The sequence below is a fragment of the Burkholderia sp. Ac-20365 genome (genome assembly GCF_017104715.1).
In the GTDB taxonomy this organism is placed as follows: domain Bacteria; phylum Pseudomonadota; class Gammaproteobacteria; order Burkholderiales; family Burkholderiaceae; genus Paraburkholderia.
This window is the reverse complement of record NZ_JAAGPI010000004.1, coordinates 286,154-310,899: the sequence shown is the minus strand read 5'-3', so window position 1 is coordinate 310,899 and position 24,746 is coordinate 286,154. Positions and strand designations below refer to the sequence as shown.

The 24,746-nt window shown below is 59.6% G+C and carries 33 protein-coding genes; 6 read left to right on the top strand and 27 right to left on the bottom strand.

What is annotated here, in order from left to right; translation table 11 throughout:
* Positions 1 to 272: 272 nt before the first annotated feature.
* A complete protein-coding gene (locus tag G3O01_RS10330; protein ID WP_205804523.1) occupies positions 273 to 905 on the top strand; it encodes a hypothetical protein in 633 nt (210 codons plus the stop codon).
* Between the two features lie 51 nt (positions 906 to 956).
* On the opposite strand, the gene G3O01_RS45245 is transcribed toward G3O01_RS10330, so the two are convergent.
* The 3 genes from G3O01_RS45245 to G3O01_RS10315 form a co-directional block, all read right to left on the bottom strand.
* Positions 957 to 1,889 carry an ATPase, T2SS/T4P/T4SS family gene (locus tag G3O01_RS45245; protein ID WP_205804522.1) on the bottom strand — a complete coding sequence of 311 codons (933 nt, stop codon included), beginning with the start codon at positions 1,887 to 1,889 and terminating at the stop codon, positions 957 to 959.
* A 144-nt stretch (positions 1,890 to 2,033) separates the two neighbouring features.
* Positions 2,034 to 3,689 carry a hypothetical protein gene (locus tag G3O01_RS10320; protein ID WP_205804521.1) on the bottom strand — a complete coding sequence of 552 codons (1,656 nt, stop codon included), beginning with the start codon at positions 3,687 to 3,689 and terminating at the stop codon, positions 2,034 to 2,036.
* 474 nt (positions 3,690 to 4,163) lie between these two features.
* Positions 4,164 to 6,170, bottom strand: a complete 2,007-nt coding sequence (locus G3O01_RS10315; protein WP_205804520.1) for a hypothetical protein — start codon at positions 6,168 to 6,170, stop codon at positions 4,164 to 4,166.
* A 453-nt stretch (positions 6,171 to 6,623) separates the two neighbouring features.
* On the opposite strand from G3O01_RS10315, the gene G3O01_RS10310 reads away from it, so the two are divergent.
* Positions 6,624 to 7,202: a hypothetical protein gene (locus G3O01_RS10310; protein WP_205804519.1), complete on the top strand. Its 579-nt coding sequence runs from the start codon at positions 6,624 to 6,626 to the stop codon at positions 7,200 to 7,202.
* 40 nt (positions 7,203 to 7,242) lie between these two features.
* Here the strand turns inward: G3O01_RS10310 and G3O01_RS10305 are convergent, their stop codons facing one another.
* Positions 7,243 to 7,767: a hypothetical protein gene (locus G3O01_RS10305; RefSeq protein WP_205804518.1), complete on the bottom strand. Its 525-nt coding sequence runs from the start codon at positions 7,765 to 7,767 to the stop codon at positions 7,243 to 7,245.
* A gap of 38 nt (positions 7,768 to 7,805) precedes the next feature.
* Between G3O01_RS10305 and G3O01_RS10300 the strand changes: the two genes are divergently transcribed.
* Complete coding sequence (locus tag G3O01_RS10300) at positions 7,806 to 8,165, top strand: hypothetical protein (RefSeq protein WP_205804517.1); 360 nt, start codon at positions 7,806 to 7,808, stop codon at positions 8,163 to 8,165.
* A gap of 39 nt (positions 8,166 to 8,204) precedes the next feature.
* Here the strand turns inward: G3O01_RS10300 and G3O01_RS10295 are convergent, their stop codons facing one another.
* The 22 genes from G3O01_RS10295 to G3O01_RS10190 form a co-directional block, all read right to left on the bottom strand.
* Positions 8,205 to 8,792 (bottom strand): hypothetical protein, encoded by a 588-nt coding sequence (locus tag G3O01_RS10295; protein WP_205804516.1) that lies wholly within the window; start codon positions 8,790 to 8,792, stop codon positions 8,205 to 8,207.
* Between the two features lie 148 nt (positions 8,793 to 8,940).
* Positions 8,941 to 9,228: a hypothetical protein gene (locus G3O01_RS10290; protein WP_205804515.1), complete on the bottom strand. Its 288-nt coding sequence runs from the start codon at positions 9,226 to 9,228 to the stop codon at positions 8,941 to 8,943.
* A 16-nt stretch (positions 9,229 to 9,244) separates the two neighbouring features.
* Positions 9,245 to 9,577 (bottom strand): hypothetical protein, encoded by a 333-nt coding sequence (locus G3O01_RS10285; RefSeq protein ID WP_205804514.1) that lies wholly within the window; start codon positions 9,575 to 9,577, stop codon positions 9,245 to 9,247.
* 324 nt (positions 9,578 to 9,901) lie between these two features.
* The gene (locus G3O01_RS10280) at positions 9,902 to 10,120 is read right to left on the bottom strand and encodes a hypothetical protein (RefSeq protein ID WP_205804513.1); all 219 of its coding nucleotides are present in this window, start codon (positions 10,118 to 10,120) and stop codon (positions 9,902 to 9,904) included.
* 105 nt (positions 10,121 to 10,225) lie between these two features.
* Positions 10,226 to 10,603, bottom strand: coding sequence for a hypothetical protein (locus G3O01_RS10275; protein ID WP_205804512.1), 378 nt, complete (start codon positions 10,601 to 10,603; stop codon positions 10,226 to 10,228).
* A 559-nt stretch (positions 10,604 to 11,162) separates the two neighbouring features.
* A complete protein-coding gene (locus G3O01_RS10270) occupies positions 11,163 to 11,576 on the bottom strand; it encodes a hypothetical protein (RefSeq protein ID WP_205804511.1) in 414 nt (137 codons plus the stop codon).
* Positions 11,577 to 11,649: 73 nt separating this feature from the next.
* Positions 11,650 to 12,405 carry a hypothetical protein gene (locus tag G3O01_RS10265; protein ID WP_205804510.1) on the bottom strand — a complete coding sequence of 252 codons (756 nt, stop codon included), beginning with the start codon at positions 12,403 to 12,405 and terminating at the stop codon, positions 11,650 to 11,652.
* Between the two features lie 22 nt (positions 12,406 to 12,427).
* Positions 12,428 to 12,952, bottom strand: a complete 525-nt coding sequence (locus tag G3O01_RS10260; RefSeq protein WP_205804509.1) for a hypothetical protein — start codon at positions 12,950 to 12,952, stop codon at positions 12,428 to 12,430.
* Positions 12,953 to 12,962: 10 nt separating this feature from the next.
* The gene (locus G3O01_RS10255) at positions 12,963 to 13,283 is read right to left on the bottom strand and encodes a hypothetical protein (RefSeq protein WP_205804508.1); all 321 of its coding nucleotides are present in this window, start codon (positions 13,281 to 13,283) and stop codon (positions 12,963 to 12,965) included.
* Between the two features lie 9 nt (positions 13,284 to 13,292).
* Positions 13,293 to 13,961, bottom strand: coding sequence for a hypothetical protein (locus G3O01_RS10250; RefSeq protein WP_205804507.1), 669 nt, complete (start codon positions 13,959 to 13,961; stop codon positions 13,293 to 13,295).
* On the bottom strand, positions 13,962 to 14,270 hold the full coding sequence (locus tag G3O01_RS10245) for a hypothetical protein (protein ID WP_205804506.1): 309 nt from the start codon (positions 14,268 to 14,270) through the stop codon (positions 13,962 to 13,964).
* A 52-nt stretch (positions 14,271 to 14,322) separates the two neighbouring features.
* Entirely contained in the window at positions 14,323 to 14,727 is a 405-nt protein-coding gene (locus G3O01_RS10240) for a hypothetical protein (RefSeq protein WP_205804505.1), read from the bottom strand.
* Between the two features lie 576 nt (positions 14,728 to 15,303).
* Positions 15,304 to 15,798 (bottom strand): hypothetical protein, encoded by a 495-nt coding sequence (locus G3O01_RS10235; RefSeq protein ID WP_205804504.1) that lies wholly within the window; start codon positions 15,796 to 15,798, stop codon positions 15,304 to 15,306.
* A gap of 142 nt (positions 15,799 to 15,940) precedes the next feature.
* Entirely contained in the window at positions 15,941 to 16,336 is a 396-nt protein-coding gene (locus tag G3O01_RS10230; RefSeq protein ID WP_205804503.1) for a hypothetical protein, read from the bottom strand.
* 174 nt (positions 16,337 to 16,510) lie between these two features.
* Positions 16,511 to 17,557: a hypothetical protein gene (locus tag G3O01_RS10225; protein WP_205804502.1), complete on the bottom strand. Its 1,047-nt coding sequence runs from the start codon at positions 17,555 to 17,557 to the stop codon at positions 16,511 to 16,513.
* Between the two features lie 613 nt (positions 17,558 to 18,170).
* Complete coding sequence (locus G3O01_RS10220; RefSeq protein WP_205804501.1) at positions 18,171 to 18,389, bottom strand: hypothetical protein; 219 nt, start codon at positions 18,387 to 18,389, stop codon at positions 18,171 to 18,173.
* Entirely contained in the window at positions 18,389 to 18,946 is a 558-nt protein-coding gene (locus G3O01_RS10215; RefSeq protein WP_205804500.1) for a hypothetical protein, read from the bottom strand. The genes G3O01_RS10220 and G3O01_RS10215 overlap by 1 nt, the downstream gene beginning before the upstream one ends.
* A gap of 64 nt (positions 18,947 to 19,010) precedes the next feature.
* Complete coding sequence (locus G3O01_RS10210; protein WP_205804499.1) at positions 19,011 to 19,556, bottom strand: hypothetical protein; 546 nt, start codon at positions 19,554 to 19,556, stop codon at positions 19,011 to 19,013.
* Between the two features lie 249 nt (positions 19,557 to 19,805).
* Complete coding sequence (locus tag G3O01_RS10205) at positions 19,806 to 20,165, bottom strand: hypothetical protein (RefSeq protein ID WP_205804498.1); 360 nt, start codon at positions 20,163 to 20,165, stop codon at positions 19,806 to 19,808.
* Between the two features lie 67 nt (positions 20,166 to 20,232).
* Positions 20,233 to 20,493, bottom strand: coding sequence for a hypothetical protein (locus G3O01_RS10200; protein WP_205804497.1), 261 nt, complete (start codon positions 20,491 to 20,493; stop codon positions 20,233 to 20,235).
* 9 nt (positions 20,494 to 20,502) lie between these two features.
* Complete coding sequence (locus G3O01_RS10195; protein WP_205804496.1) at positions 20,503 to 20,853, bottom strand: hypothetical protein; 351 nt, start codon at positions 20,851 to 20,853, stop codon at positions 20,503 to 20,505.
* A gap of 131 nt (positions 20,854 to 20,984) precedes the next feature.
* Entirely contained in the window at positions 20,985 to 21,563 is a 579-nt protein-coding gene (locus tag G3O01_RS10190) for a hypothetical protein (RefSeq protein WP_205804495.1), read from the bottom strand.
* A gap of 292 nt (positions 21,564 to 21,855) precedes the next feature.
* Here G3O01_RS10190 and G3O01_RS10185 point away from each other — a divergent pair, with 292 nt between their 5' ends.
* Positions 21,856 to 22,281 carry a hypothetical protein gene (locus G3O01_RS10185; protein WP_205804494.1) on the top strand — a complete coding sequence of 142 codons (426 nt, stop codon included), beginning with the start codon at positions 21,856 to 21,858 and terminating at the stop codon, positions 22,279 to 22,281.
* 85 nt (positions 22,282 to 22,366) lie between these two features.
* On the opposite strand, the gene G3O01_RS10180 is transcribed toward G3O01_RS10185, so the two are convergent.
* Entirely contained in the window at positions 22,367 to 22,813 is a 447-nt protein-coding gene (locus G3O01_RS10180; RefSeq protein WP_205804493.1) for a hypothetical protein, read from the bottom strand.
* Between the two features lie 259 nt (positions 22,814 to 23,072).
* On the opposite strand from G3O01_RS10180, the gene G3O01_RS10175 reads away from it, so the two are divergent.
* Together G3O01_RS10175 and G3O01_RS10170 are read left to right on the top strand one after the other, a co-directional pair.
* Complete coding sequence (locus tag G3O01_RS10175; protein WP_205804492.1) at positions 23,073 to 24,131, top strand: restriction endonuclease; 1,059 nt, start codon at positions 23,073 to 23,075, stop codon at positions 24,129 to 24,131.
* Between the two features lie 6 nt (positions 24,132 to 24,137).
* The gene (locus G3O01_RS10170) at positions 24,138 to 24,572 is read left to right on the top strand and encodes a hypothetical protein (RefSeq protein WP_241023820.1); all 435 of its coding nucleotides are present in this window, start codon (positions 24,138 to 24,140) and stop codon (positions 24,570 to 24,572) included.
* Positions 24,573 to 24,746 lie beyond the last annotated feature (174 nt).

The window sequence follows — 24,746 nt, the reverse complement described above, 5'->3', positions numbered from 1 at the left end:
GCGACATCGATTGGATCGCACGCCAGCGGCGATCGCGGGGCTTTCTTTCCTGATGCATAATCTGCGGCCAGGTCGGAGATTCATCAATGGTCGCGGGCGCCGTCTAGCCTTCACGGCCTAACAAGAAAACGGTGAAGGGAAGCGCGCTAGCGCCCTCCCCCGGATTTGCCCCGCGTTGATCCCGCGGTACGCTTTCGGGACAATTCCGAACGAATGTTGCTGCCGGCGCGCCAGACCTTTGTTGGCGGGTACGAAACAAGCAAGGCCCTCAAATGAACAGATCGCCGTCGACCACGCGCGTGCGCATGCCCGAGCCCTATCAGATTGATTCCCCCGAGACGCGCGACCGCGTGATGAGATTCCTCAATGAAATCGGGATCCCGGTCCTATACGAAATTGGCGCGACTGGCTTCTCCGAAGGCTGCAGCATCAGAAGGGGCGCGCTTTACGTCGATCCCACCTGTCGCGTATCGACCATGCTCCATGAGAGCGGACATCTTGCGATAACGCCCCGGTGCTTTCGGTCTCTTATGGACGGGAATCTCTTTGCCGGCCAACGCGAAATGCTGCGAATTGTCGCGGATGCATGCCTACATCCCGACGAGCCTTTCTATCGCGCAGTCATTCAATGCTCGGATCCCGAGGCCACTGCGTGGGCTTGGGCGGCGGGTGCCGAACTGGGTTTGCCCGGCGAAGAGATCATCCGCGACGACGAGTACGGCAATGATGGGGATTCCGTGAGGCTCGCGCTGCAGTTGCGCTCCTACATCGGGGTGCATGGACTCGCCCATGCTGGGTTCTGTGCAATCCGTAATCGGCCCGGCGTCACGGGATGGCCGCACCTGCATTTCTGGACGCAAGAGACGCCTTTTCCGGAGCGGATGTCCTCGGAAGCGGGCTGCTGACGGAAGCGCAATCTCAAGCGTCTTCGGCCGCAACGTGCCCATCCTGAACCGTTACCAGCCGTATCTTGCGAGGTCAGCCCGTGTTGCGATTTCCTTGATCCGCGCAGTCGCCTTCCTGTCGACATGGATCACTGCGTCGATGCTCTCCCGTAGGTACGGTTGAAGCTCGTTGCCATCCGCTCTGGTCGCACCGACGCCTAACGCAAGGACAAGCCGGTCAAGGCACGATTCGATGCTGTAAGCAGTCAGCGTTCCGAGTCCGCCACCCATCCTGTTCCACGCGTCGATCGCGCGAACGCCAATTCCGTCTCTGATTTCGTCGATTGCCACGCGCTCGCGTTTGAAAGTCGGAACGCTGGATTCGTCATGCTTGGATACATTCGGGTGCCGTTCGACGGTTCGGACGTTGGCAGGGAACCCGGACCCCTCCTCCGCGTCCCGATAAAGGGCAAATTGCTCTGACGGCGCACGAGTGGCCATTTCATTGAGTATGGCGAGCATGAGAGTCGTTTTTCCGGAGCCAAGCATCCCGATGATCAGCATTGACTGCCGTTCCTCGACCATCCTGACAAGCTGGTCGCGATGCTGTTCTGTGAGGGTGCCTCGCACGACCATATCCCGCAAAGTTTGAGTCTGGTCCGGTCGACGAAATATTTCCGTTACGCTCGAAAAGTCCAGGTCAGTCGAGTTCAGATCCCGATACCCGAAGTCGTAAAGCCTCGCGCACAGATCGTTGTAAGAGAACATGAAAAGCAGGACAGCGTCCATGTCGTGGACGCGTTCTGATAGCTTCGCATTGAGCGCCGCCCAGTTGTTTTCGCCCAGCGCTGCCGCGAGCGATTCAAGAACATGCGCATGCTTGACGCCTGGCAACTGCCGCCGGGCGATCGTTTTGAGTGCGTTCAGGGAGGAGAGGCTGACGACAGCGTGCGGAAGACCGTAGACGTCGCGATACATGACAAAACCTTTTTCGTTTTGGTCCACATACCGGCGATTCCATGCAGACCTCGGAAAAAGGTCGTCGTGCGAAAAGCAAGGGGTGCTGCGCCTGGTTCAACCCGCCGGCAGGTTTGGAAGGCAGCCAGCAAGCATGCTAGCACATTGCACTCAATGTCTTCGACTCTCGGCCTAGGGATTATCGCAAGGCGCAACCTGCGAGGGATCAGTCGGGTCGAAATCAATAATGCGGCAGCCGTTGAGGGTGTTCGCTTCAGCCTGCTTGAGTGCATCGGCATATGACGAAGCTGCTACCCAGATGATTCGCCGAAAGCCGCCCGCTCCAACGCCACAACAATCCTCAACGAACTGAAAATCTTTCGACACTTCCGGCGGAACTGGCGGATCACCCGTTACAGGTGATTCAAGCTTTGTTGTGAACGACCAGACGGCCGACCATTCACCGCTTTGAGGTCCGGTCTGCGCCGCTACTCGCCAGAAAAGTTGGGTGTTTGACGGGAGCGCCGCCCCGGAGTAGAACGTCCACGAGTGACCGGTGATAATCTGGACGTCCCGGATCACCAGCTTTTGTTTGATGGCTTTTTTAAAGTCCTCGATCGTCGAAACCTGTACCCAAAACGCCTGTGCGGCGTTGCATGGCGTGGCCGGTCCTGGAATCCATCGCAATGGACCCCGCAGGTCCACGCCTTTCTGCTCGTTAGCAGGGTATGTTGGTAGTGGCGGCAATGGAATTCGGCCGCCTACGACGATCTGTGCCACGGGGCTCCAGGTGTTGGGATCGCCGCACAGGTTTTGCCGGACCTGAACCGTGCCTTCGGCAAGCGCGGGAACGCGAGCAATCATCCCGCTTGCGACAATTCCGCCGAGAATTCTGTCGCCCCCGGGTAACGAAATTTCCAGTTCCCCTCCTACTTCGAGAGACTGCAGGTCGAGACTCAAATCTCCGGCGCATACAGGGGTGCTTCCGAAGGTTGGCGGCTGTGCGCTTGCCCTTATCGGTACGTCAATCACGGGTATCGTCTTGACATTGCAGGGCGGCCCAAAGACCTCCTGCACGTGCAACTCGTTGTCATTCGGCGTCGGCGGCGAAAGGGGCGGCAGGCGGATGGCCACCGACGGCGCTGGCGCGCAGGCGACAAACTCCTGTCCGGCTCGTGTAATGAACACCTGTCCACCCGGCGTTAGTCCGTCACATAGCAGAACCGGGCTGCACACGGCGGGCGACTGAATCGATGGTTGAGGGAGTGACACCGGCGGCGCCACGATCCGTGAAGACTGGATTGTCCCCTGGACTCCGTTGCATCCGGTCAACGTGGCTCGGAGAAAGCCGTCGGTCTGCTTTAGCGTACGACGAAGGCGGACGTCAGCCACGCCGTCAGCCCCGACAATCCCGTCATCGGCACTCAGCAGCTCACCGCCTGCATTTTTTAGAATTACGTTCGCGTACGGGAAGGCGCCCGCTAATCGTACGCAGCCCGCACACACGTATAGCGGCCCGGAGAATGTGCCGCTACTGATGTCCGCATTACTCGGTGCGGGCACAACAGTTACGTAGTTCGACGGGTCGCTGCTAGCGTATCCGGATCCGGCCCAGTCTTGAAGCGCAAAAATCGAGTCAACATTGGGCGTCAGCATCACGCCGGGATCAAGGGGTATAGCCTGAGACGTCCATGTGGCCACCCCGCCGCCGATAACGCGGGGCGTTCCGCCTTTTGGATACGCGAGAAGTGTAACTGTCGCGCCGATCTTTTGTTGCGACACCTGTACACCCAAGTTACAGGGACTGATTTTGCCGCTGACCTGAAGGGTTTGAAGCTTGTCGGCCACGATAGCTCTCCTTCCGAACGTTAGTACACGCGAAGGGTTGCGCGTCCGGCAGGCGATGCGCCTGCAATAGCGGCGATTCGGCGTGTATCAAGGTGAACAGCCCGCTTTCGCTACGGTCTAGTGACCTCACGCAGCCGCGGCCAGCGTTTGACGGCACTTGCGTTCGCCGCTCATTTTGGCGCACTAGAGAAACGGCTCGAGTTGCCTCACTCGTACGGGCAACGAACGCCATGTACGGACGTGGTGCAAAGAGAAATGGCCCTCGACGAATGCATGTTTGCGTTCTGTCCTACCAGATATAGAAACGCACCGGCAGTTCTGCAAACAATGAATCTGTGGGATTGCGTGTGATAGCACACAGACGTTTGACTACGCATGTGCGCCAACCCTGAGTGGCCGAATTGCGCTTCGCTGCGTTACGGGCGCCCTCAGGTACACGATGCGCCCGCTTCACCTACATTACGCCCTCGTGGACTACCCGCCGCGGGCCGCCAATTGTGATGGATCCTGTGTCACGCTGATTGACCTGAACCCTTTGCTTCTCGACCTGAAGAACGTCTCGCCGAACGCTTCCATCAAGGATTTCGGTTTCGTGGCTGGAATCGCATCCCCCACGCGCAAAAACTCACCCTGCTTCCGCTGGCTCACTGCGTCCTGTTCAATCTGACGCCACTGCGCCACCCGTTCAAGCTGATCGCGTGCGTTCTTGAGTTGAACCGCCACTGAGCACGCACTTTGGTACCAGTTTCCAACCTTTTCCCGCGACCACGGCAGTGCAACCACACCTAGCACGGGTGCAATCGCACACCGCAGTGGCCAGAGCCGCATCCTGTGCGCCGGGCGGTCGTAGACGAGCATGCTGGCGAGCAGCAAACTCTGCGTCGTCCAGTCCGTTGCAGCAGGCGCATCGATCATCGACTGCCCCCGGCTACCCGGATATTCGTCACCGGCTGCAAGCGTAAGAAGTCCGAGTGCGAGGACCGGATACCCAGTCAGCCCCGGCATGCTTGCAAGCACGTCGCGCCCAAGCTGTTCAGCGATATTCATGGCATAGCCGCGTTCCCGAATGAGTTCGCCGTCCTCTTCCGTCTCGTTTTCGCGGCGCAGCGGCAGATCTTCTTCAAGCGTCCGAGTCATCCAGGCTTCGAGTTCGTTGACGCTGATATTCGCAGTCACTGCGTGCATCAGCTGGGAAACGCCCGCTGGCGTGCGCATCACCCTCTCAACGTCCGCTTGACGCGTGGTGAACAGGCGATCAACGACGTCATGCCAGTGATTGCCCGATGCGGGAATGCCGATATCAGCCTCAGCCAGTTCGAGCTCGTCGCCGCCCACCTGAATGGTTTCGAAGACAGGCTCTTCGCGCAGCATGCGCTGTTGCTCGCGAACGTCAAAAGGAGCCGTCGCGATATAAGCTGTGTCCTGCTCGCGGAACACACGGCCGCTCAACCGGTACCCGCGATGGTCGCGGTGAAGCATGACGTTCTCCGGCCACTGCTCGTGGTACCACACGTCCTTGAGCATGTCTTGCCTGCCTGCCCGCAATTTATCCACGCGATCGCGGTCCAGCAGGCAAAACGGTTCCATCACCAGCGTGTCTTCCTCGGCACCGGCAAGCTCTTCATTCACGCTTCCTCCGCACAGCAGATCTGCCATCGCTTCATAAGCATCGGCACCATCTGGCGCAAACACGCGCGCGACCATCGCGCCAAGCTTCGCCGCCATGATGCAGCTGCCAAGAATTTCGCCGGTACGTGGCGTGACGATCCACTTCACGTCCCATTGCTGGCCCATGATCGCCGCAGAAAGCTGTGCGTCTGCAAGCACCGTCGCGAGTGGCCGGCACGCCGCGGGCACCAGCGATTCGACGAGGAAGGCATTCACGGCATCCTGCCCTTCGCCCAGTCCCCGTGCTTCCCGCAGGTGGTCAGCGTAATCGGCCGGAAGCATCTCAATCTGCCGGACCAGCAATGACCAGACAAACGCACGTCGGTCCGGATAAATGGCCCATTTGTACGGTGGGATACCGCTGCGCAGGAGATCGGGCGTCAAATCAGGCCAGGGCTCACGGCTATTCGTGAGCGCCCACCCCTCGTCGTAGATCATTCCCTTTGAGGCGGCCGCTTCGGCGATTCGCCGCATCTTCACCTCGAAACAGATGCTGTCGACGGCGAGTTCGTGCAGATGGATACCTGCGACGATTTCCTGTGCGCGCAAAAGATCGATGCCGTGCCGGACGAACATGCGCCACGCCACCGAACTGGCGAGCTGCTGCATGCTGACCGAGCCTTCTGGAAACGGAAACGACGCTGTCGCCTCGCGCTGGGCATCATGCAGATTGTTGTAACCGAATAGGACTGTCAGCAGGTTCTGCGACTGCATGAGGGACTGTTCGCCGAGTGGCCAGCTTTTGCGCAATGCCTTGGCGATACGGGTAATGGAACCATGCTCAAAATCGGCATGGAGCAGCGGGATACGCATGGCAACACTCCTTCCGTAGCGCGGAATGAAATGCAGTGGCTGGCTCACCGTTATGCGCTACGTCGGGGTTGTGTGCGTCTAACGGAATGTGTGTGCTACGTCTCACGGCACTGCCTTTGCCATCACCAGCGGCGCGATCGAGATAGACCGGTGCGCCGAATATAGAGACTGCGGAACAAGCAGTCAACACCGGAATTGCCACGTTCTCGTCTTCGCAATATTTCTTGTTTCGCACGCTGAATTTTTCCCACAAAGTGTCGAAAGAGCTTCTGACCGCCGCAGTGAAACTCGCGTATTTCCCGGGTCAAAGGCGATGCGGACAACAACACGCTTTAACAAGCCGCTCGAGGCGAAGTGCCGCGCCGAGACCGTAAAAAGGCCACACGGGATGACCTCACTACGCCATTTACACCGTTACCCAACGCAACAGATTTTGTAGAAGAGAGGGACACCGTGCAGGGGAGCGAGAAATCCATCGGACCCGAATCGCAGGCCGGTTACCCGGAGTATTCGACCGGACTCATTGATCTGGCCAGAGCGTATGACCGCGCGCGCCTGTCCGTTCACCCATCGAGCTGGCTGATGGAACACCTTGCGACTGACGCAGAGCAGTTCGTGAGAGGTGATGGCGGTCTGGAGGACTGGACGGAAACCAGGCTACGTCTGCTAGAGAGGCATGCCGACCGGATGGGAAAAGCGGTCGAGGCGCTTATCGCCGCCGAAAGCGCGTCGCATTTTGAGGTTGTGCCTTACCCGGAAGGCGGGCTTCGAGTTCCCGCGGAAATTCACGCCTTGCTTGGGCCTTCCGAACGCCCGGCGTTCTTCTATCAAACCGACGACGAAGCGCTTGAGAACGCCGCAGCTTATCGGGACACCCATCACCTGATTTTCTACGAAGGCGATGGCCATGTCGTGTCGAAGGAATGCCCTGCTGCAGTTATCGAGATCTGGTGGCCCCGTCTCTGGCTCGATCCGCTCGTGCTCGACGAGAAGCCCGGCTACGGCTGGACCGGCTATTGCCACGAGATTTGACGAGTGTGCGCGCCCGCGCCTCCACCGCCGCGGTACCGCCCTACTGATCCCCAAAATGCACGTTGAACGTCCGCTCGTACCCGACCACCGGCGCGATCGCCTGATGAAGGCGCACGGCGAGCGGCTCGACGATGCCGAAGGAGGGGAAATCCTTTTCGCCCTCACGCATGTAACGCAATCCCTGATCGGCGTTCAGATCAACCAGCAGTCCGATTGCTTCATCGTCGGAAGCACGTGGCTTGTACACATCGAAGAGACCGTGCTTCTGCGCCGTCTCGTAAAGCGTCCGCAAGTTGTGGCCGAACTGTTTCGGCGCCATGCCCTGACACATCAGAAACGCCTTGAGCGACAATTCGACCCCGTGCATTGCAAGAAAATAAGCGGGCATTGGCGAGATAAAGTCGTGCTCCGGCCGCCGCCCGATCGTGTCATCCACAGTTCGAGCAGCTTCTATGTAATCGAACGCGTAGCGCGCGAACCCTTTCGCAAGGTTCTTCAGATCTTCGTCAGCCATTTTCTGGGGCAGCCTTGTCACGTAAAGAAGAGCCGTTATGATGCGTGGCATTCCCGTGCTCCGGCCCGATCGTTCTGAAGCCGGAGAGCGTGAAGCAGCCCCATCTTACTGCGACAACAACGGAATTCCCTGTGGACGTAACCCTGAAGCGCGTGGCGGCAAGCGAAAAGTCCGCACACCAGCACGTCGTCATTGCCGATGTCACGGTCGGTGAGATCTGGCGCGAAGAAGTCAGCGTCGTTGTGAGCAAGCTCACCGAGCCGCGCCGCATGGCACAAAAGTGGCGGTGGTTCGCCAGACAGACGGGCAGTAACGTGACGCTTGGGCGGGGGACCCGCGCCGCTATCTTGCTCGGCCCGGGCTACAAGGCTAGAAGCGAAGCAGTAACCGCCCTGGTTCAGGCGCGCGATGTGGACGCCGGGTCGATACTTTCTGTCGCGACCGACTGACAGAGGCCAGAACGTGATCCTCCCGTATTTCGTCGCCGCTCAGGTGCGCGCGTCGATCCATACAGGACGACGCTCGTCCGGCGTGGCATCGAGAGGACGGCTCCCACTGCGGTCCCACGCGAACCGATGCACGCCGCTGATGTGTCGCACGAGTGTTTCGCCATCCTGCGGGCTGATGCTGATGGCAACACGAGCGCCCTTAAGGCCGTCTCCAATCGCCTTCAGGTCAAAAGTCACACGCACATCGCGATAGCCTGGCGCGTCCCCGATTCCGACGACTGCGCCCGAAAAGTCCATGATCCCGTCCGCCTTCTGTTGGGCCACAAATTCGGCATCCCGGGCCTGTCGCGCCTTTTCCGCGGTGGCGTATGCTGCGTCCTGGCTGTCGCGTTCAAACTGTCGAGCAACTGCGGGAACGAGCCGACTCAGTTCGGGGCCGATGCGCTCCAACGCTTCGGCAATCGTGAAATTCATGCCTTGGAGCCAGTCGGGACGATTGAGGATTAACGCGACCGCCAGCGCCTCCCCGGTCGACATCGCGCCAACTTTTCCAGCCGCGTGGGCGTCACGCGCCTTGGACAGTAACTGCTCGAGGTTCGGATTTCCAATGCTGGTCACGTTCGTCATCGGCGGCTCCTTTTGGCGTCTGCGCGGCGACGGTGGCCGCCCGCTGAATCGCCATCATACCGTCCGGGACAGGATCACCCGGCTCCCGCGACCCGATGATTCACCACGTACCGCTTTACCCCACCTTTATCGAGTCGCACTGTGGCGGCTAACTGACCTGCGTCGCCGCTGAAGAGAAACGCAGCTCAAGCGTCTCATTGATGAAGTCACGCACCACCACCGACCCGTCGGGCTTCACCGTGAATCTGACACGATCGCCCTTCTCCGTCAGGCTGATCGGATAAGCCACCTGAACATTCAAGATCCCGTGGGTGATGTAATACGGACGATTGTGCCCTTCAAGCAGCACGACGAACCCCGAGCTTTCCGTGGTCCACGAATGAGCGCCGAATCGCTCGACGATGCCCGCTACCACCTCTTTCTTTTTCCCAAACATAGCTTCTCCGGCTGGTTCATTCGAGTTGCAAAAGGCCGATCATCACATCGACATCGGCAAACCAGGCGTCGACGGTCTGATGGTCCCTTGCGTCGACGGCGAAGATCTTGCCGTCCCGGGCTCTGAGCAGGAAGTGCCTGACCGAGTCGCTCGCGCCGATGATGCAGACACCCTTCTCTGCCAGCATCATGTCCTCGGTTTCGTCCTGGATCGCTTCCGCAGTCCAGAGCCTCGGGCCGAACCCGTTCTCCACCCCTCGCGGATGGTCCCGGAGATACTCCGCAAACGCCAGCGGTACCTGCACGCCAAACGCTCCGCTGAACCACCTGCCGAACTGTTCGTCTGTCATCCTGCTGTCACTCCCGCTTCACTGGTCCATCTCCACCTGAAGGCGCCGTATCGCGAAACCTGCATACATTGCGCCCGCAGCGGCTTCGGCATATCGGTCTCCTGGTCCTGCTGTGCGCCGAGTCCTGAACGCGAGTCCGAGGCCAATGAAACTCGCCCCGATCCGCATGAACAGGGCATTGAGCCAGCCAGGCCACGGGTCTGGGCATAACCCCGTGCAGCACCGCTGGTGCGCCAAGACAGGCGGCACCGGAATACACCGCCTCCAGCCACGGCGGCGTGCCACGCTTCGGCGCCCCAGTTTCAGTCAGCTCTTCGGCCAGGGTCAGAGCGTCTCCCCGTCAATGGTGAGGAGCGCCTTCTTCCCGTCTCGTGCGATCACAATGTTGCCGATACCGCGATCGTGCATCAGCAGAAAGAGCGGCCTGATGGCCGCCTGCAATTGTTCCGTGGTGACCGCGTAGCGATTCGCAAGTCGCAGCGCCGAAGAATTGGGATCTCCGCCGTGCAAAGGTATGACATTGGTCAACTCTTGCTTGTCCATATGCACTCGTGGTCTCAATGGCCCGCCAACTGAGCAGGCGGCTCGGTTCCCGGCACGAGGATGGCTCTACCCCCGGCGCCGCAAGGTCGGCGTGGCTTTCCGCTGCTACGCGATGGCTTCTATATCTGCCTTGCGACGGATATCCGCGAAGATGGCGAGGCCTTCCTCCAGTTTCAGCATGCCGCGACGAAAGGCACCCACCGGGTCTCCCTTAGGACCCACGTCGCCTTCGCGATACCGCTGATAAGCGTCCGTCAGGACATCGCATGCGGCAACGACTGCATGAATGTCGTCCCGCTCGATGGCCCGACCGAGCACGCCGAAGTTGTGGAGACTATCGGCAAGCCACATGACGTCTTTTGCGTGCTCGACGTTGCGCTCGTCATACGCCCCGTTGTATGGCGTGTTCATCCGGATGGCCGTTGCGACGTCGGCCGTGTAATTGAGCAGCCGCGCAAGCTCCTGAGAGAGATTTAATTCCATCGCATATTCCTTGGTTTTAGAGTTCGGGTCGATCTGACGCGCCCTATGTCCGCGCGCCGACAGGTTCTCTTATCGGCTGCGGGTTGACGAATTTCAGTTGACGGTCCCGTCGTGTTCGGTTTCTTCAACGCGCGACGACCCGCTAACAAGTCTTTGGCAAAAGGGCCGCCAGGTCAGTCGCCGGACGCTCCTTCCGTCTTGCTGCGGGTCTCTTTCAACAGTCGATCAAACAGTCGCCCGCTGAGAAAGTGCGCGCCCCAGGCAAATAAACCGAAAAGCACCGTTTGTGTGACTGCAAAGCGGAGAATAGCGGCCGATGGAACTTGCATGATGTCAGGCGTTCCCATCAACCACTAGATCGCGAGCGCGGCGGCTCCCGTCAATGTGAGCGCCAGAGCGAAGAGGTAGAAAATCTTCGTGCCCATGACGGCGCCGGCGAGTGACGGATTGGTGGATCTCAGTTCCGGTTTCATTATCTTTGTTCTAAGGGCCGGCATCCGGCCGGTGCGGGGCGCACTTGTGCGCCAATGGTCATATGCGAACAAGACGCCGTATCGGCTCACCAGTTGATGATGTCCCGCGCCGCCCTGTTATTTCTGTGATGCAGTATCACTGACGTCACCGCCGACAGAAAGATCGCCGCTACGCCAAGCAAAACGGATCCCACAAAGAGGCGTTCTGTTGAGGCTTGTGATAGCAACCCAAGACTGCCGAATTTCGGCCGCAAGATGCTTGCCGCGCCATTCAGCGGACTGAACACGCCGTCCAGATAGCTGACCAGAGGCAGCAGCCATGTCGCGCCGACATGGGCAATTGCGTCGTACACAGGATGCCCCCACACTGCGCCGATGATCAGCAGCCAGATAGCCGGGATCAGCGAGAGCCACAGAAAGGCGGCTTCCACAACGCGTATCCAGCGTGGCAGTTCAACTTTTCGCACACGATGGTTGTGCGGAACGAGCGTGTTCATCATGTCATTCTCCTGTCCTTGATATACCGGGTTCGTATCCGGCTCCGCGCCCCGGCGTGGGGGCCTTCTTCTAACCTCAGATATCCAACGTCAACTGACCAGCCTCGGGCGACGCGGGTTCGACAGCCCCTTCGTGGATCGACTCGAGCGTACGCGGTGTCAGGTTCACAGCTATGGGTCTGGCACTGCCATCAGTGACGAGGACACCCTTATTGCAGCCAAGCCAGAGCATGCTGTCGATTGTCGCTATGCTGTCACCCGTCGCGCTCGCGAGCATGCTGCAAAGCTCCATGCAGGCATGAAAGCGCACTTTGAGCGGCAATCGCGGTTTGTCCGGGATACCGCACAGCCTGCACATCCAGATATCGGGCTTCGCGCACTGGACACCAAAGTTTTTCGCCAGCTGATACTGCGTGGTCTCCCCAACGAACGGGAGCGCCCTGCACCACGCGAGCAGGCGGTCTACATCGCTAGAAGCGAGCACCGCCTGCAGTTCTGAAAAATCCGAGCGCCGGTCGTTCCATGCGCGCTCGATGGCTGCCGCTTTGGCACGATAGCCAAAAGCCTCGACGACTGGTCGTCCGTCGTGAATCGCCGCTCTCACCTTGCGCATCAACGTGCTCGCAGCCTTCCCCGAGCGCCCAGCACACAGGATGATCCATATAATTTCGCCCGCCATCGCCTCCGGCGATTGGGGTGGACCAGTCTCTTCTCGAGACCATTGCAGGAAACGTTGCCCATCCGGGTCGTGCTCAATCAACCAGTCGCGCACCGCGAGATAGGTGTCCGCGGAGAGTCGCTCTGCTGGCGGCGGAATGACAGGATCAACCATTTGTAGCCCGCGCGATCAGCCGCTAGATGTCGATCACGCCGACGTCGGTACGGATATACCGTACCGGCCGGCCATTGGACGTCATCCCGACTGCCACGAAGTCCATGACCATCTGAAGTGCTGACTGAGTCGTCGAAGGGGCAATATCCGCCCCGTCCTGATAGTAGTGGCTGCAGTACCACACGCCTTCGACGTCGTGTTGAGCCAAAAGCGTGAGAATGGTCAGCGCGTACCGCATTGCCGGTCCGTCTGATATGTCCCTGTCCCAGTACCGGGAGGAGAAGGAAATCTTGTACATCCTTCCCTCAAGCGGCGGAACATCAGGCAATCTCGCATAGCGCGGCGGGTCGCGGTAGTGCAGGACACCGTCTTGACCAACGTCGGCCACCAGATCGGCCTCATCGAGGGGCCAAAGCTTGTCGTACCTGTCATTGCTATCCGCTACGGGGAAACCAGTGCGATTCGAAACCCTCTCTTCGATTTCCTGCAGGCGAAAGGCCGCCGGAGGGTTCCTGAACAGCACGAACATGATTGCACTAATGCTCATGGATTAAACCTCAGTCGGGCTCGACGTCGTCAGGCATCCCTGCCGACCGTCGGAGTTGCTGGTCTCGCTCAATGTCGTCTTTGCTTGGAGATGCCGGCCAGAACATCCAGACAGGCGGACCCATGATGGCAGCGCAGAGTAGCGCCGCGTTCAGCCACGGCACGTCGAGGAAATGAACAGCGGCGATGCACAGGCCGGCCGCGACGAGGCCGGTGAACGCGAGTATGCCCAGCACGTCCCTGACCTCTCGCCAGTACAGGCGCTTGCGCGTAGCCAAGCTGGCGATCGGCTGACATCGTGGACGGTTCCGCATCTCGTTGGTGTCAGTCATATGCATCTCCTACCAGGCTGGAGTGAAGCTGCCCGGCTTCAGGATGAGATTCATGAAGTGATGCGTGGTAAGTGCGACAGAACGCTTCTTTGGGCGCTTCACGATCTTGAACTTCATCGGTTCTATCTCGATCACCAGCCCGCACTCGAGCGGAACCTCCGACACGTCGACCATCCCGGCAGGAACCGCGTAATACAAGACCTCCGCAACCTTCGCATATCCCGCCCGCTTCTCGGCGCGGGCGACATCGGCGAGAAAGTCAGCGCGGCTGACCTTTACCTCGTGCACTGCGGGGTTGATGCGTTTTTCGTCGTACGTCGAGGCCAACGAGAACACGTCGGGCCGGATCGCCTGCCTACCGCCGGACTCCCTGTCGACGAGGAGTTCGATGTTTTCCCACGTCACCCGCCCCTGATCTCTGAGCCAGGCTGAAAGACGTCCCCCAAGGTCGTGATGAGGACGACGACGCTCAACCTCGCGCGCGCTTTCGGCGGCAAGCTCCTGCTCACCTGCTGGCGTAATGCGAAAACACACGCCTGAGCCGAGGCGCTCGAACCGCTCGACAAGACCGCCCGCAGAGAGATCTAGATCGATACCGTCGGTCATTCCCGCGCCGCCCGACGCGCGGCCACTCCAGTAAAAGCGCAACCGCTTGTAGTGTTGACGTGTCAGTTCCATTCACGCTCCAAAGTGACGTTCTCCGCGCCATCGCACGGCGGTTGATACCGACGGAGCGGTCCGACCTTTCTCTTCGAGGTCGAGAATTAGCGCTAGGAACTCGATAAATTCGTCGCGCGGCAAAGCATTGAGCCAGTCGCCGTAGGTGTCCTCAGACATCGAAAAGAACTCTTCTCCCATGGCCTGCACCTTCGACCAGACACTATCGCGCGCGGCGCGGTCGAAGGCCGGCTCGGGCAACCGCGGAACGCCGACCGTCGTCTTTGGCCGTTCGCGCCTACGCAGGCGAAAGCCCTTGATTCCCTTCATCGCATCACCCGCGCGTGCGCTCGCCAGCATTTGTCGAAACACGGTTGGCTTCTCACTCACAGATACGGGCAGTGTCGACGTCCTCGTGACGCCATCTGATAAAGGTGAGTGCGCCGAGGAGCGGGCACGCGAGCAGCAGAGACGGATATGTGCCGTGCACGAACATCCGGAGATCGCCCGTCATCCACGCGACGCCACCGAACGCCATCAGGAGGCCCACCGCGAGAATCGCCGCCAATGAGAAATCAAGCACACGCTGCGATGGGCGGACAATGAACCGTACAAAGAGAAGCGACATCGCGAGCCCGCCCACACCGCCGAACGCCGCAAACTTCAGTGCGTAATCGAATGAGTCGAAAATCGTCCAACCGAACCCCGCGCAGCCTGCCGCGCAGAGAATCGGCGTCACCAGCGTCATCCTCGCGACGCGAAACCTGATCGTCCGTCGTTTTTTCACGGTGAGTTCCTGTTTGGCTGTGGGCCGCCTTGGCCCTCCCCCCTCTTATCGACCGTGCCAACGGGAAATTCAGTCATACGTCGTTTTAATAGCGAGGCGCCGCCGATCGGTGGCGCGCCGCCAACGTCGGAGTGGTGAGGAACTCACGGCTGCCGGACGCGCAATATCATCGCGACGGAGATTCGAGATCGCAGAGACCTTGCTGGGGTACCGCCCACTTGTACGCGTCCACTGCCCGAGAGATGAACCGGAGGCTTTTTTGTTGGCCGGAAAAGCACGAGAACAACCGCTCGTTGTTTCGATCTCAAGAGGTGTCCCTTTCCCGGGATCTGCTCAGACACTTGGCACAGCCGAGCACGACGCCTATTTGCTGCAACGCTCGTCGGTGACACGCGGCTTGCCCGCATATGAACTCACGAAGCAGGACGACCGGTTTGAGGAATGGGTAATGCACGTAGAGAACAAGCTGTTCAGCCTAGGGCGAGGCTGCCTCGGGGTCACGACAAACATAACCGACGCGAACGGCCCCGGCGGTCCTCTCCCCGGGGTTAGTTCCACCAAGCACTTCAGCGTCGCCTAGAGATCGGGATATTTGGCCCTGAGTTCAGCGATGTCTTTATCGATTACCTGCCTATATCTGTCGTAGGTCGCTAATTCATGAGTCAGGTAAGCGCTCGGTCTCGAGCGACCCGCGCACTTACCCGATAGCGACTCTTGGTGCGGCGGTCTAACCACCTGCGTCATTTCATCATGCACAACCGGGGTGTTCGCGCGCTTTATAGCTAAGTCACGGTGAAGCGTGACCTCGGTAACAGGAATGTCGCATCGGTACGAACACGCGCAACATCCGCACATTCGATTTTCACAAAGATTGGCTCGCATTTTTACGTTGTATGTGAGGGTGTATTCGACTTGACTGGCAGTATTTACTGCCTTGCGGGTATATGGCACGCCGGGTATATCTTCATCACCCACGCAGTACGGGTGATACTCGGCGGTCAAGTCTCCATTTCGCCCAGCGCAGGCGGCCAGCAGCACGGTTGCCAGCGCAATTGTGACGACCAACCTCATTGCTCTTCTCCTTCGGCGATCTCAGTCCCTCACCCTTCCACCTTCCTTTCGAAACGAAAGCGATTTAAGAGTACACAACTACGCCGGCATAGCAACCGCTTAATTGCACCTGCCCGGACACTAGCCAAGCAGCGCCTCTTTCTCACAGTTTCCGCTTTGCGAGTTCACCTTTAAGACCTGTGACAAACGCGGCCGAGCAGCCGTCGCGTGTGTACGGAGAGAAACCCGGCACTTTCGCAGCCTGATGCCACTCGAAATGGACTTCGTTGGGGTCTTGAGGAAGACGCCTCACCTCTACGAACGCCTGAAGGCATTCATCATCGCCATCACTACCCGAAGTGGCCGACACATAGATTGCGGGATCTGTGTTAGGCGGAGGAGCTTTGGGATCCGCGATCGATACAGCGGAGAAGCCAGCCCCCTTGAACGCAGCCACCAGCGATCGAGTCGCCACGTCGTCCGTGCCAGCGCCGTGTCTGACGGGCGGAACGAATACCTGCGACACCTTTACCTGCGGACCGGCATCGACCTGATTCATTGAGCATCCAGCGATCGAGACCACACAAAGTGCAAGTACGGATTTGCGCAGCCACACAATTCTCGTAGACATCGTCGTCCCCTTTACACACTCCTGCTGCCTTGTTCACCGGACCTTTCTGCGGCCCAAACCGCCGCACGCGTGTTCAGATAGATCGGGCCGCGATCTCCTCTGTCAGAATCCGACCTTCTCGTTCTTGTTCACACACCAGTAGGTGAAGTAGTTGTCGTCCCGGCAAAGAGTGAAGACTTGCTTCTCCGGTGCCGCCGGAGTCGCTACTTTCCTGCCACGCGAGGCCGCCGCCGGAACCGGATCGCTGCTGACTTCCAGCGCGTCGAGGAACCCCTGGCCAGGCTTGACTGCCAAGGCGTGGTGAGCCGAATACACGACCACGGGGAACTGATGGGAAACGGCCTTTGGCGAAACTCTCGGGAGCGTATCGAGATCGATCTGCCTGAAGGTGACCGTGAGGGTGTTGTCGTTCACGACAGTGCGATCATGCGAAGCGTCGACAAAAGTGACGGGACCGACACCCACCGTAAAGCCAGGCTTAGTCGTGTTGGTAATCGTCAGCCCGATGACGTAGGTATTCTCGTTCTTCTGCTCGTTCGTCGTGTAGTCGAGGCCGGACAGGCACGGCGTTGATTCTCGCGCGCTGACAAGCCCCTGATGAAGGGCGATGAGCAGCGTCGATATCGCGGCGCCGGCTTGACGGTTCTCAAATGCCTCCTTCTTGAACAGGCTGGGATAATAGCCGTCTGGAACCGGGTATTCGTAGAACGTGATCGTCTGGGTGTTCTCGCTCTTTTTCGTACCGTCAAACGACGGTCCAAACGTTGCCACGCTCGCCACTATCGGAAGTTTCAGTGTTGTTGTGGTGTCGTTTGTGAGCGTCGTCTTGAGTTCCAGCTTGAGAGTGTCGATCTGGAAGTCGATCATGCCTTTCACGCACTCACCACCGGCGTTCTTGCCCCCTGCACCCGCCGCCTGCTTCGCAGCGGACGCCGTTTTTAGCCGGTGTTCGTGGGTGTACAGAAGATAGTCCCCGACCTGTCGCTTTACTTCAGACTGCACCTTCGCGACTTCCGCGACGTCGATCGTATTCGATGTCGGGAGAATGGTAGACGAGCAACCCGCCAGGCTGAGCGCGCCAACGCACGTCGCTAGTGCAGCCAGCCGCGCCAGACCGCGGCACTCTCCTGCCGCCGTTTTCTTTTTCATTTTTTCGCTCCGAGTCAGCCTGCGGCCCTCGCAGGAGTGAGGGCTATCACGCAAAGCGTCGGAAAGCCCTACCAAAATGAAAAATAGTTGATCGAACTGAAAGCTTCCGTTGGGACAACCCCGTATCACGACAATTGCGGTTGTGTGTGCAACCGCACCGACTTAGAGTCGGACGGACGGTGTTGTTCACCGTGGTATCCGGATTCCGGTTTGAATCCCAGGGTACTGACATACACTGACCGGACGGAAATTCACGGGGAATGGTTGATATGTCTGGCTCGTATTTCAATGAGGAGCAAGAGAGCGAGTTGCACTACCTTGGCTCGCTGTCTCCCGAGAAAAAGTGCTGGTGTGGCTGGTGCGCCGTGGGCAGATGCAATGTCCCCAATCCCTGCCCGCAAGAATCGACTATGGCAGAGCGTCTCAAAGCAACGTGCGAATGCGGGGCCTATCCCGGAAAGCCAGGGAGTCGTATTTTCCACCGTCAAGGGTGCAGGCAAGGCGACGCGTGAGCGCTATTGGCGCGCGGGAAAGCGGATAGTTCGCCTTTCGCCGTCCCTCTACCGTGTATCTGGTGCGTCGATGACCCGGGACCGTGTGCGCAAAGGTAGGGTCAGCGACGCGAATACCGAAGCTGTGCGACCTCGGGAAGCGCATCGAAGCCGACGACCGCTTCGGCGAGATCCGCCGCGCGATTCCATCCGATTCGCAGCTTCCTCTGGATGTGGGCAATGCACAGCCCGTCGAACGCGATAATGCGATCGGCTTCCGCTAGTTCCTGCTCCGTCAGCGGCACCACGGCCGCGCGCTCGAGAATTCCCATGTGTGTCATCAGCTCGTCTGTACTGGTCGGCGTACGGCGCTGGCGAGCAGGCCGATTCGCGCGTTCAATGAAGCTCGCTCCATCGGGGATATGTTTGCGTCCGATACTGCGGCCGAGAACTCGGAGAGCACGCGGTCAACAGCGCGCTCGCGTTTCTGCTCGCCCATCGCGTCGAGAAGCCGTTCCCACATCGCAGCAGAAGAACTGATCGGCACGATCTCCACTTCTGCCGCCAGTCTGTTCACGAGCCCCGTCTGAATGTGATGAAAGCCGCCTTCCCTTTCCATCAAGCCAAGGATTTCCGCCGGCACGCTGGCGACGTCCCGCGAGACAAAGACGAGGCGCGTGCCTTCGGACATCGATAACTCCAACCCGCTCAACCTCACCAGGAGGAGATCAACGTGCGCTTCGTCCAGAATGACCACGGCAGCAGAAACCCGCCGTGGAATGTCCTGCGTCTGGTGGTCAAACACAGCGATCGATTCGCCCAGGGTTGCCGCCAAGGCGCGAGCAATGGTGCTTTTCCCCGAGCCGATAGCGCCCGTCACGAGATAGTTTCTGTTCATGCTTGCACACCCTGCCTGATCTTCAGGCATTCGTTATGTTGGCCGGATTTAGATGTGTCGCCAGCTAGCCGATGAACGCCGCGACAACCTGCCCCAGCTCGACGTTCAGGTTCGCGCGGTCGCGGCGAATATCGGCAGTCTGGAACGGCGAAGTCCTCTGGCCGTCGCGCAACAGGATGCGCACTGCGAGTCCGCGCTTGGCCAGCGCTTCGATCGCCACCGATTCGGTCAGTCCAAGCATCTCGGGAAGATGGTGCCTCGAATCGACCTTCTCAGCTTCGCGTTGTGCGATATAGCGCCTGTCCACTTCGACGACGAACGCCGCTCCTTTCTCGATCACGCGCCGGAAAATCGGCTTCGGGTCACTGGAAGCCTCCGAGGCGTCCATCCACCACTGAACCTGCGCAATTGATTCGAGCAGATCCAGAATGCGCTTCGCCGACTGGCTTGGGAACCACTGGCGGACATCCCCGACACAGAAAACTGAGAGGGGCACATCCCCAGCCTGCTGCGTCTCGACGACATTTGCGAGGACAATCGATAGCAGTCCGGTCTCAGCGGCGCGTAGCGGGCGGGTTATTTGCATACTGGAACCCGTGGCTTTCTGCATCACCTTCTCCTGTCAGTCTGCCGCTCCCGGTCTATGGAAACGTCCACGCCGGCGTCGAGCGATCATCGCGGGGGTTGGTAGATCGCCTTGAGGCCCAACACCACACTCGCTCCGATCCAGAAGCTCGACGTCCCAATTCCCGCACAAATTCCTGACGCCACGATCAGGCAAAGACTGGCGATTTCACTGAGAGTCATCAGCACTGGGCGGTCGTTCTGTTCCATCATCCGTTCCTGTAGTGGTTGATTATCACGGAGCATTCTTCAGTGCGGACGGCTCGATGTCGATGCCTGATTCGAAACAGACGCCCGTCAGGAAGCCTCGAAGGCGCTCTTCGGCCCCGGCCGTCTTCAGGAAGCCCATCCCGATCGCATCCGAAGCGAGCCTTGTGAGCTTTACGTCGATAGCGCGGGGCTGATGGTAGTACTCGTTGAGGAATGTCTCAGCTGATTGCCCCTCGCGGTCTGCCTTCTTCGCGATTTCGACATCGTTCAGGCTGTGTGCCGCGCAGGTGAAGTAGTTGGTCGCGTTGAAGGTTGACGGCGGCGCTGCGTGGGCGCTGCCAATGCCAGAAACCACGAGAGTTGTAACGAAAAGGATTTTCTTCATCTTGGTCTTTGTTGGACGTGCTGGGTGCAGACTGGCCGCGCAAAAGTCAACCTCGCGGCCAATGAGCCTACCGCTTTCGATCCGGGTAGCGCTTCATTGCCTCCGCGCCGCCGATGCACTCGCCCTTCAACTGGATCTTGAAGCGGTCACAGTCGTTCGGGTCTGAGTAGTACGCGATGACAGTCGTATCGCCCGACCGGACCACCATGTACGTCCCGTCCGGCTGAAACGACGAAGGCGCAATCAGGAGAGCGTCTGGGCTGGGAGCCGCCGCCTCCGCCCAGACCGGGACACCGGCTAGTGCGACAAACAAAGCGAGGGTCTTCATGTCTTTATCTCAGGTGGACGGCTTGACGCTTTGGGGTGTGCGTTTTTTCCCGCACTGCTGCACGTTGACACGAACCGTCGATCCCGTGGGTTCGACGGGTGAGCGGAACGACAGGGTCTCGCCCCGGTACATGACAACGACCTCGAAATCCGGTTCGGTTTCGAAATGCTGGATGCTGACGACGTGCGATTCGCACTTGCCATTGACACAGGTTCCCGCCATCTCCGGCAAATCCATCTGCTGATGCATGTCATTGACCTCAACGACAGGCACCTGAACGGCCTTCCACCAGCAGCGTTCTTCCCCATGTGCCAGACCTGCCGCGCCCAACAGCGCGAAGAGCAAAGCCAGTTTGTTCACGTCGCTAATCCCGTGGTTACCCTACGTTTGGTGATCCTTGATCGCCCGACGAGCCCAGCCCGCTGTTACGCGGCTCGCACGGGCATCAGCAGAGAGAGCAATCGCGCGCACGCAACGCGCGGCTGCGATTGTTACTGTTGCGCTGCGACCTTGTAGACCGGCGCGCCGCCCGTGCCCATCGTCAGGGTGAAGGTATAGGAGCCCTTCTCTGTCTTGACGGTCATTCTTTGCGGACCTTTCCCAGCGAAGAATTGCGTCAGGCCGCGTTCATCGCGCGCAATGTACTTGAGCCCGATGTACCTGCCCCTGACCGCCGTCTGCGCCGCAAGGGCGAACGGCTTCGAAAACTCGACGCCGACGACGGGTTCCGGCAACTCGAGCACGACTGCATTCGTCCGGTCCAGTTCGACCACTTCCCCGTCGCGAAGGATACGGCGATCCGCGTTCGGGGTGACGGTGCCATTGCTGGCGATGTCGTACGCGACGACACCGGTATCCGTGACGAGAACGATGTCCGTCGCCGCAGCGTGCCTGGCAGCCAGCTCGAGCGTCACTTCACGCTTGTCGTGACTGAGCACGAAGTTCCACTCTTTTGTGTTGCCGGCGAAGACAAGCTTGATTTCGCTCGGCGCCGACAGGGTCTGACTGGCTTGCGCGGTGGCAGCAAGCGACATCGCCGCGAGCATCGCGGGCAGCACTTTCCGGATCATGGGCCTAAGTTCCTGTTCGTTAGCCTTCCGGCAGCCGGCCGGCAGTCGGGGCGCTCACACGCCAGATGCGGGCGCAACGTGACGACCCGGTCTCAAGGCCTGTATCGGCGGGAACGGCGGGAATTTCAGTCGCGGCAGCAAATTTCTGGCTTTTTCGCCACGACACCGGTGCGATGCACAACGGATACGCGCCGAACGCACAAGGAGCAATGGACTGTTGCCCGAGGATTCGCGACAATCGGCGACGCCCCTGTTCGAAGAACGATCGAAACACTCTCGGAGGAGAAACTCAGTGAAGAAGCTTCTATGCCTGGTGCTGGTCGTGATGCTGTGCGGCTGTGCCGCGCGTAACGCCGCCCGGGTCAAGCAGGCCAACGAGGATGCGGCAACCTATCAGATCGCCGCCGACCACTCAAAGGCTGCGCTATCGGGGTGCGTGGACCAGTACGCCCGCCGGCATTACCGGACAGCTGAACCGGCTGATATCTCCGTCGCCGTCGTGACCGCATGCGCAAGTGACCGGGACGCCTTCCTTCGCGACTCGAACCTGCTCTTTCACGCCCGTGCGCGCGCGCACTATCATCAACCGAACGACGATGACCCGGACGTCGACCGCGCCGCCCGCACAGCGATGCACGAGAAGTTCAAGAATATCGACCAGGAGATCCAGTCACAGACGCTGGCTCGCGTACTGGAACTGCGCGCGGAGACCAAGTGACGGCTCGAACGTCGCCTGATGCATGCCGTCACCTCCGCGCCGCTCGCGCCTTTTTTGTGTGCTCTCAAACGCCCGCGGGTGGAGGTTAAAGAGCGGGATGTCGGGTTAACAGGTAGTAGTGCGTCTCGCCCCGTGTGTCGACGTATTGCATGAGATATTTTTCGACGGGAACGTTCCCGCGGGAGTCTTTGACCGTGCCGAAGTTCTGGGCCTGCTGAAGGATGAAGTGATCGATTCCGACTGCAGGCGCATCGCACTTGACGGAGGCCTCAGTCCGATCGTCCGTTAGCCAGGCGCTGCACGTCTTGCCATTCAGGACCAGCGTTCTCGAGGAAGGGCCTGTCAACGTGACGTCAAGGCCGTCCGAGGAGAGAGACCTTGCGGCGACGATCGTCGTGAACTGGCGATCGTTCAGAGGGCTGTCAACCAACTCATAGGTGCCCACCAGCTCGGTTGACGCTGCCCGCAGATCGGCCTGCTGCTTTGTGATGGAACTGTGAAAGCTCGAACAGCCGGCCAGGGAAATTGCCACGCATATCGCAGTGAAGTATCGGCTCATATTTCGATGATTTTTTGGTTCACACCTTCGCCGCCCGGTGACGGCGCCGGTGTGGCGCACACCGGGGTCGTGAAGTGCAGAGGGCAGCCGCCGGCCACGCTGGTCAGCTTGCCCATATGATCTTTCGGCACCCGTTTGCGATACTTTAACGGGAACCGTCAGCCTGGCGGACTTCAAGGCTACGGATGCCCGCGGCACGAACGCAGACGAAAACAGCAAACACGGTGATTGAATGACCAGACCGACAAGAACGATCAACAAGCTTCATTTCGAAGACCTCAGCGCAGGCCGCTTTGAGGATCTCTCGCTCGCGCTCGTCTATCGCCTTCGCCAATGGCAGGACATCCACCACGACGGCCGCACGGGAGCTGACGGCGGAGTCGACATCCGGGCAATCGAGGCGGCATTGGACAACTCGCTGCGCGACTGGTACGTCCAGTGCAAGCGCTACGCGACGTTTGCCGCTGCCGATGCAAAAGCGGCCGTCCACGAGGCCGTCGGCAAAGCTACCGTGCCCCCCGACGTGATGCTCCTCATCGTCGGATGCGACGTGTCCCTGGCCACGCGTACCGCGTATGAGAAGGCCGCCGCCGACGCGGGAATCCAGACAGCGATCCTGTGGACGGCGTCCAAACTGGAGGCGATGCTGTACGCCGAGCACCCGGATCTGCTTTTCAGTTATTTTGGCGTGTCGCTTGCGCGACAGGAGCGTAAGCGCGAGGACGACCTGCGGCGCAGACTCGCCATGAAGCGCAAGATGGCCCGCATTTTCCCGCACGACTACAAACCTAAAATCGTCATTCATTCAATCGACGACGACCTGTATCCTGAAAGCGATACAACCGGGGGCCGCGGCATCAGCCCGTGGTTTCGCGTTGAATTTGCCGGCCACTACCACGCTGGCATCGAGGTGTACCTCAACATCGAGCACATCATCGTCGATCGGGGTGACGGCGCATGGGCTGAGGTCCGGTACGGCGCCAACGGGATTGATGGGAGCATCGATCTCAAAGAAGCATTCGCGAACACACGATACGATGTGGTGAAGGCGTTCACCATTGGCCGCATCCCATTTCGGAACATTTTTGAGGTCGATGAAGAGGGAGACGAGTATTACCCGGAGCCTCACCTCTATTGCAGGTTTGCCGACCGCGGAACGCCCTACGAGCTCGTCTTGCGACGCGAGGTGGATGGCTACAAGGAGTTCCATCCTGGCGAGCGATTCCCGTTCGAAGACCGCGACACACGCGCGTCGGAGAATCAGGACCCGGGCGGCGCGCCCGCGTGTTGAATGTCGATGAGTGTGGTGCTGGGGTGCTCCACACCTGCGGGTGACCCTGTCGATCGGCTTTTGCCGCCACAGAGCGGGACGAAGCGCTCCCTCGCCTATACTGAATGGCGCGAACAGAGGGAGCGCTTTCTTTATCTGGGAGTCGTGATGGCGAAGATTGTCCGTGAGCCGGTCGACGGCTGGCTGATCCGCATGAATGACGAAGTCGGCAAGCGTGCTGTGCCCGGTTGCCTCTTCCGGTTCGGCCGGATGTCGATGGATGGGCGGCTTCCGGTAGTGGAGACGTATCAGCCTGGTTGGACCGTCGGGACGCAGTACTTCCTCCCGTTCAAAGACGAGAGCGCCTTGCGTGCTTTCCTGTTGGGACTGGGGTTCGAGGAACGCCCGCGCGTGGCGCAGGGCGACGGAACGCCGCTTTGGCGGCTCGACAGTCAGCCGTGAAGGATCACACCTCCGCTAGCCAGAACAGTTCCCAAGTCCGGTTTTGGAAGCTTACCGGACCATTTGCTACACCCGTTCAATTCTGTTTCGAGTAATTGTCCTGGGCGCAGGCTAGCACCCGCCCATCTGGAGCCGCAGCCAGATTCTGCGCTGATGTGCACGGCGCTCCCGGCT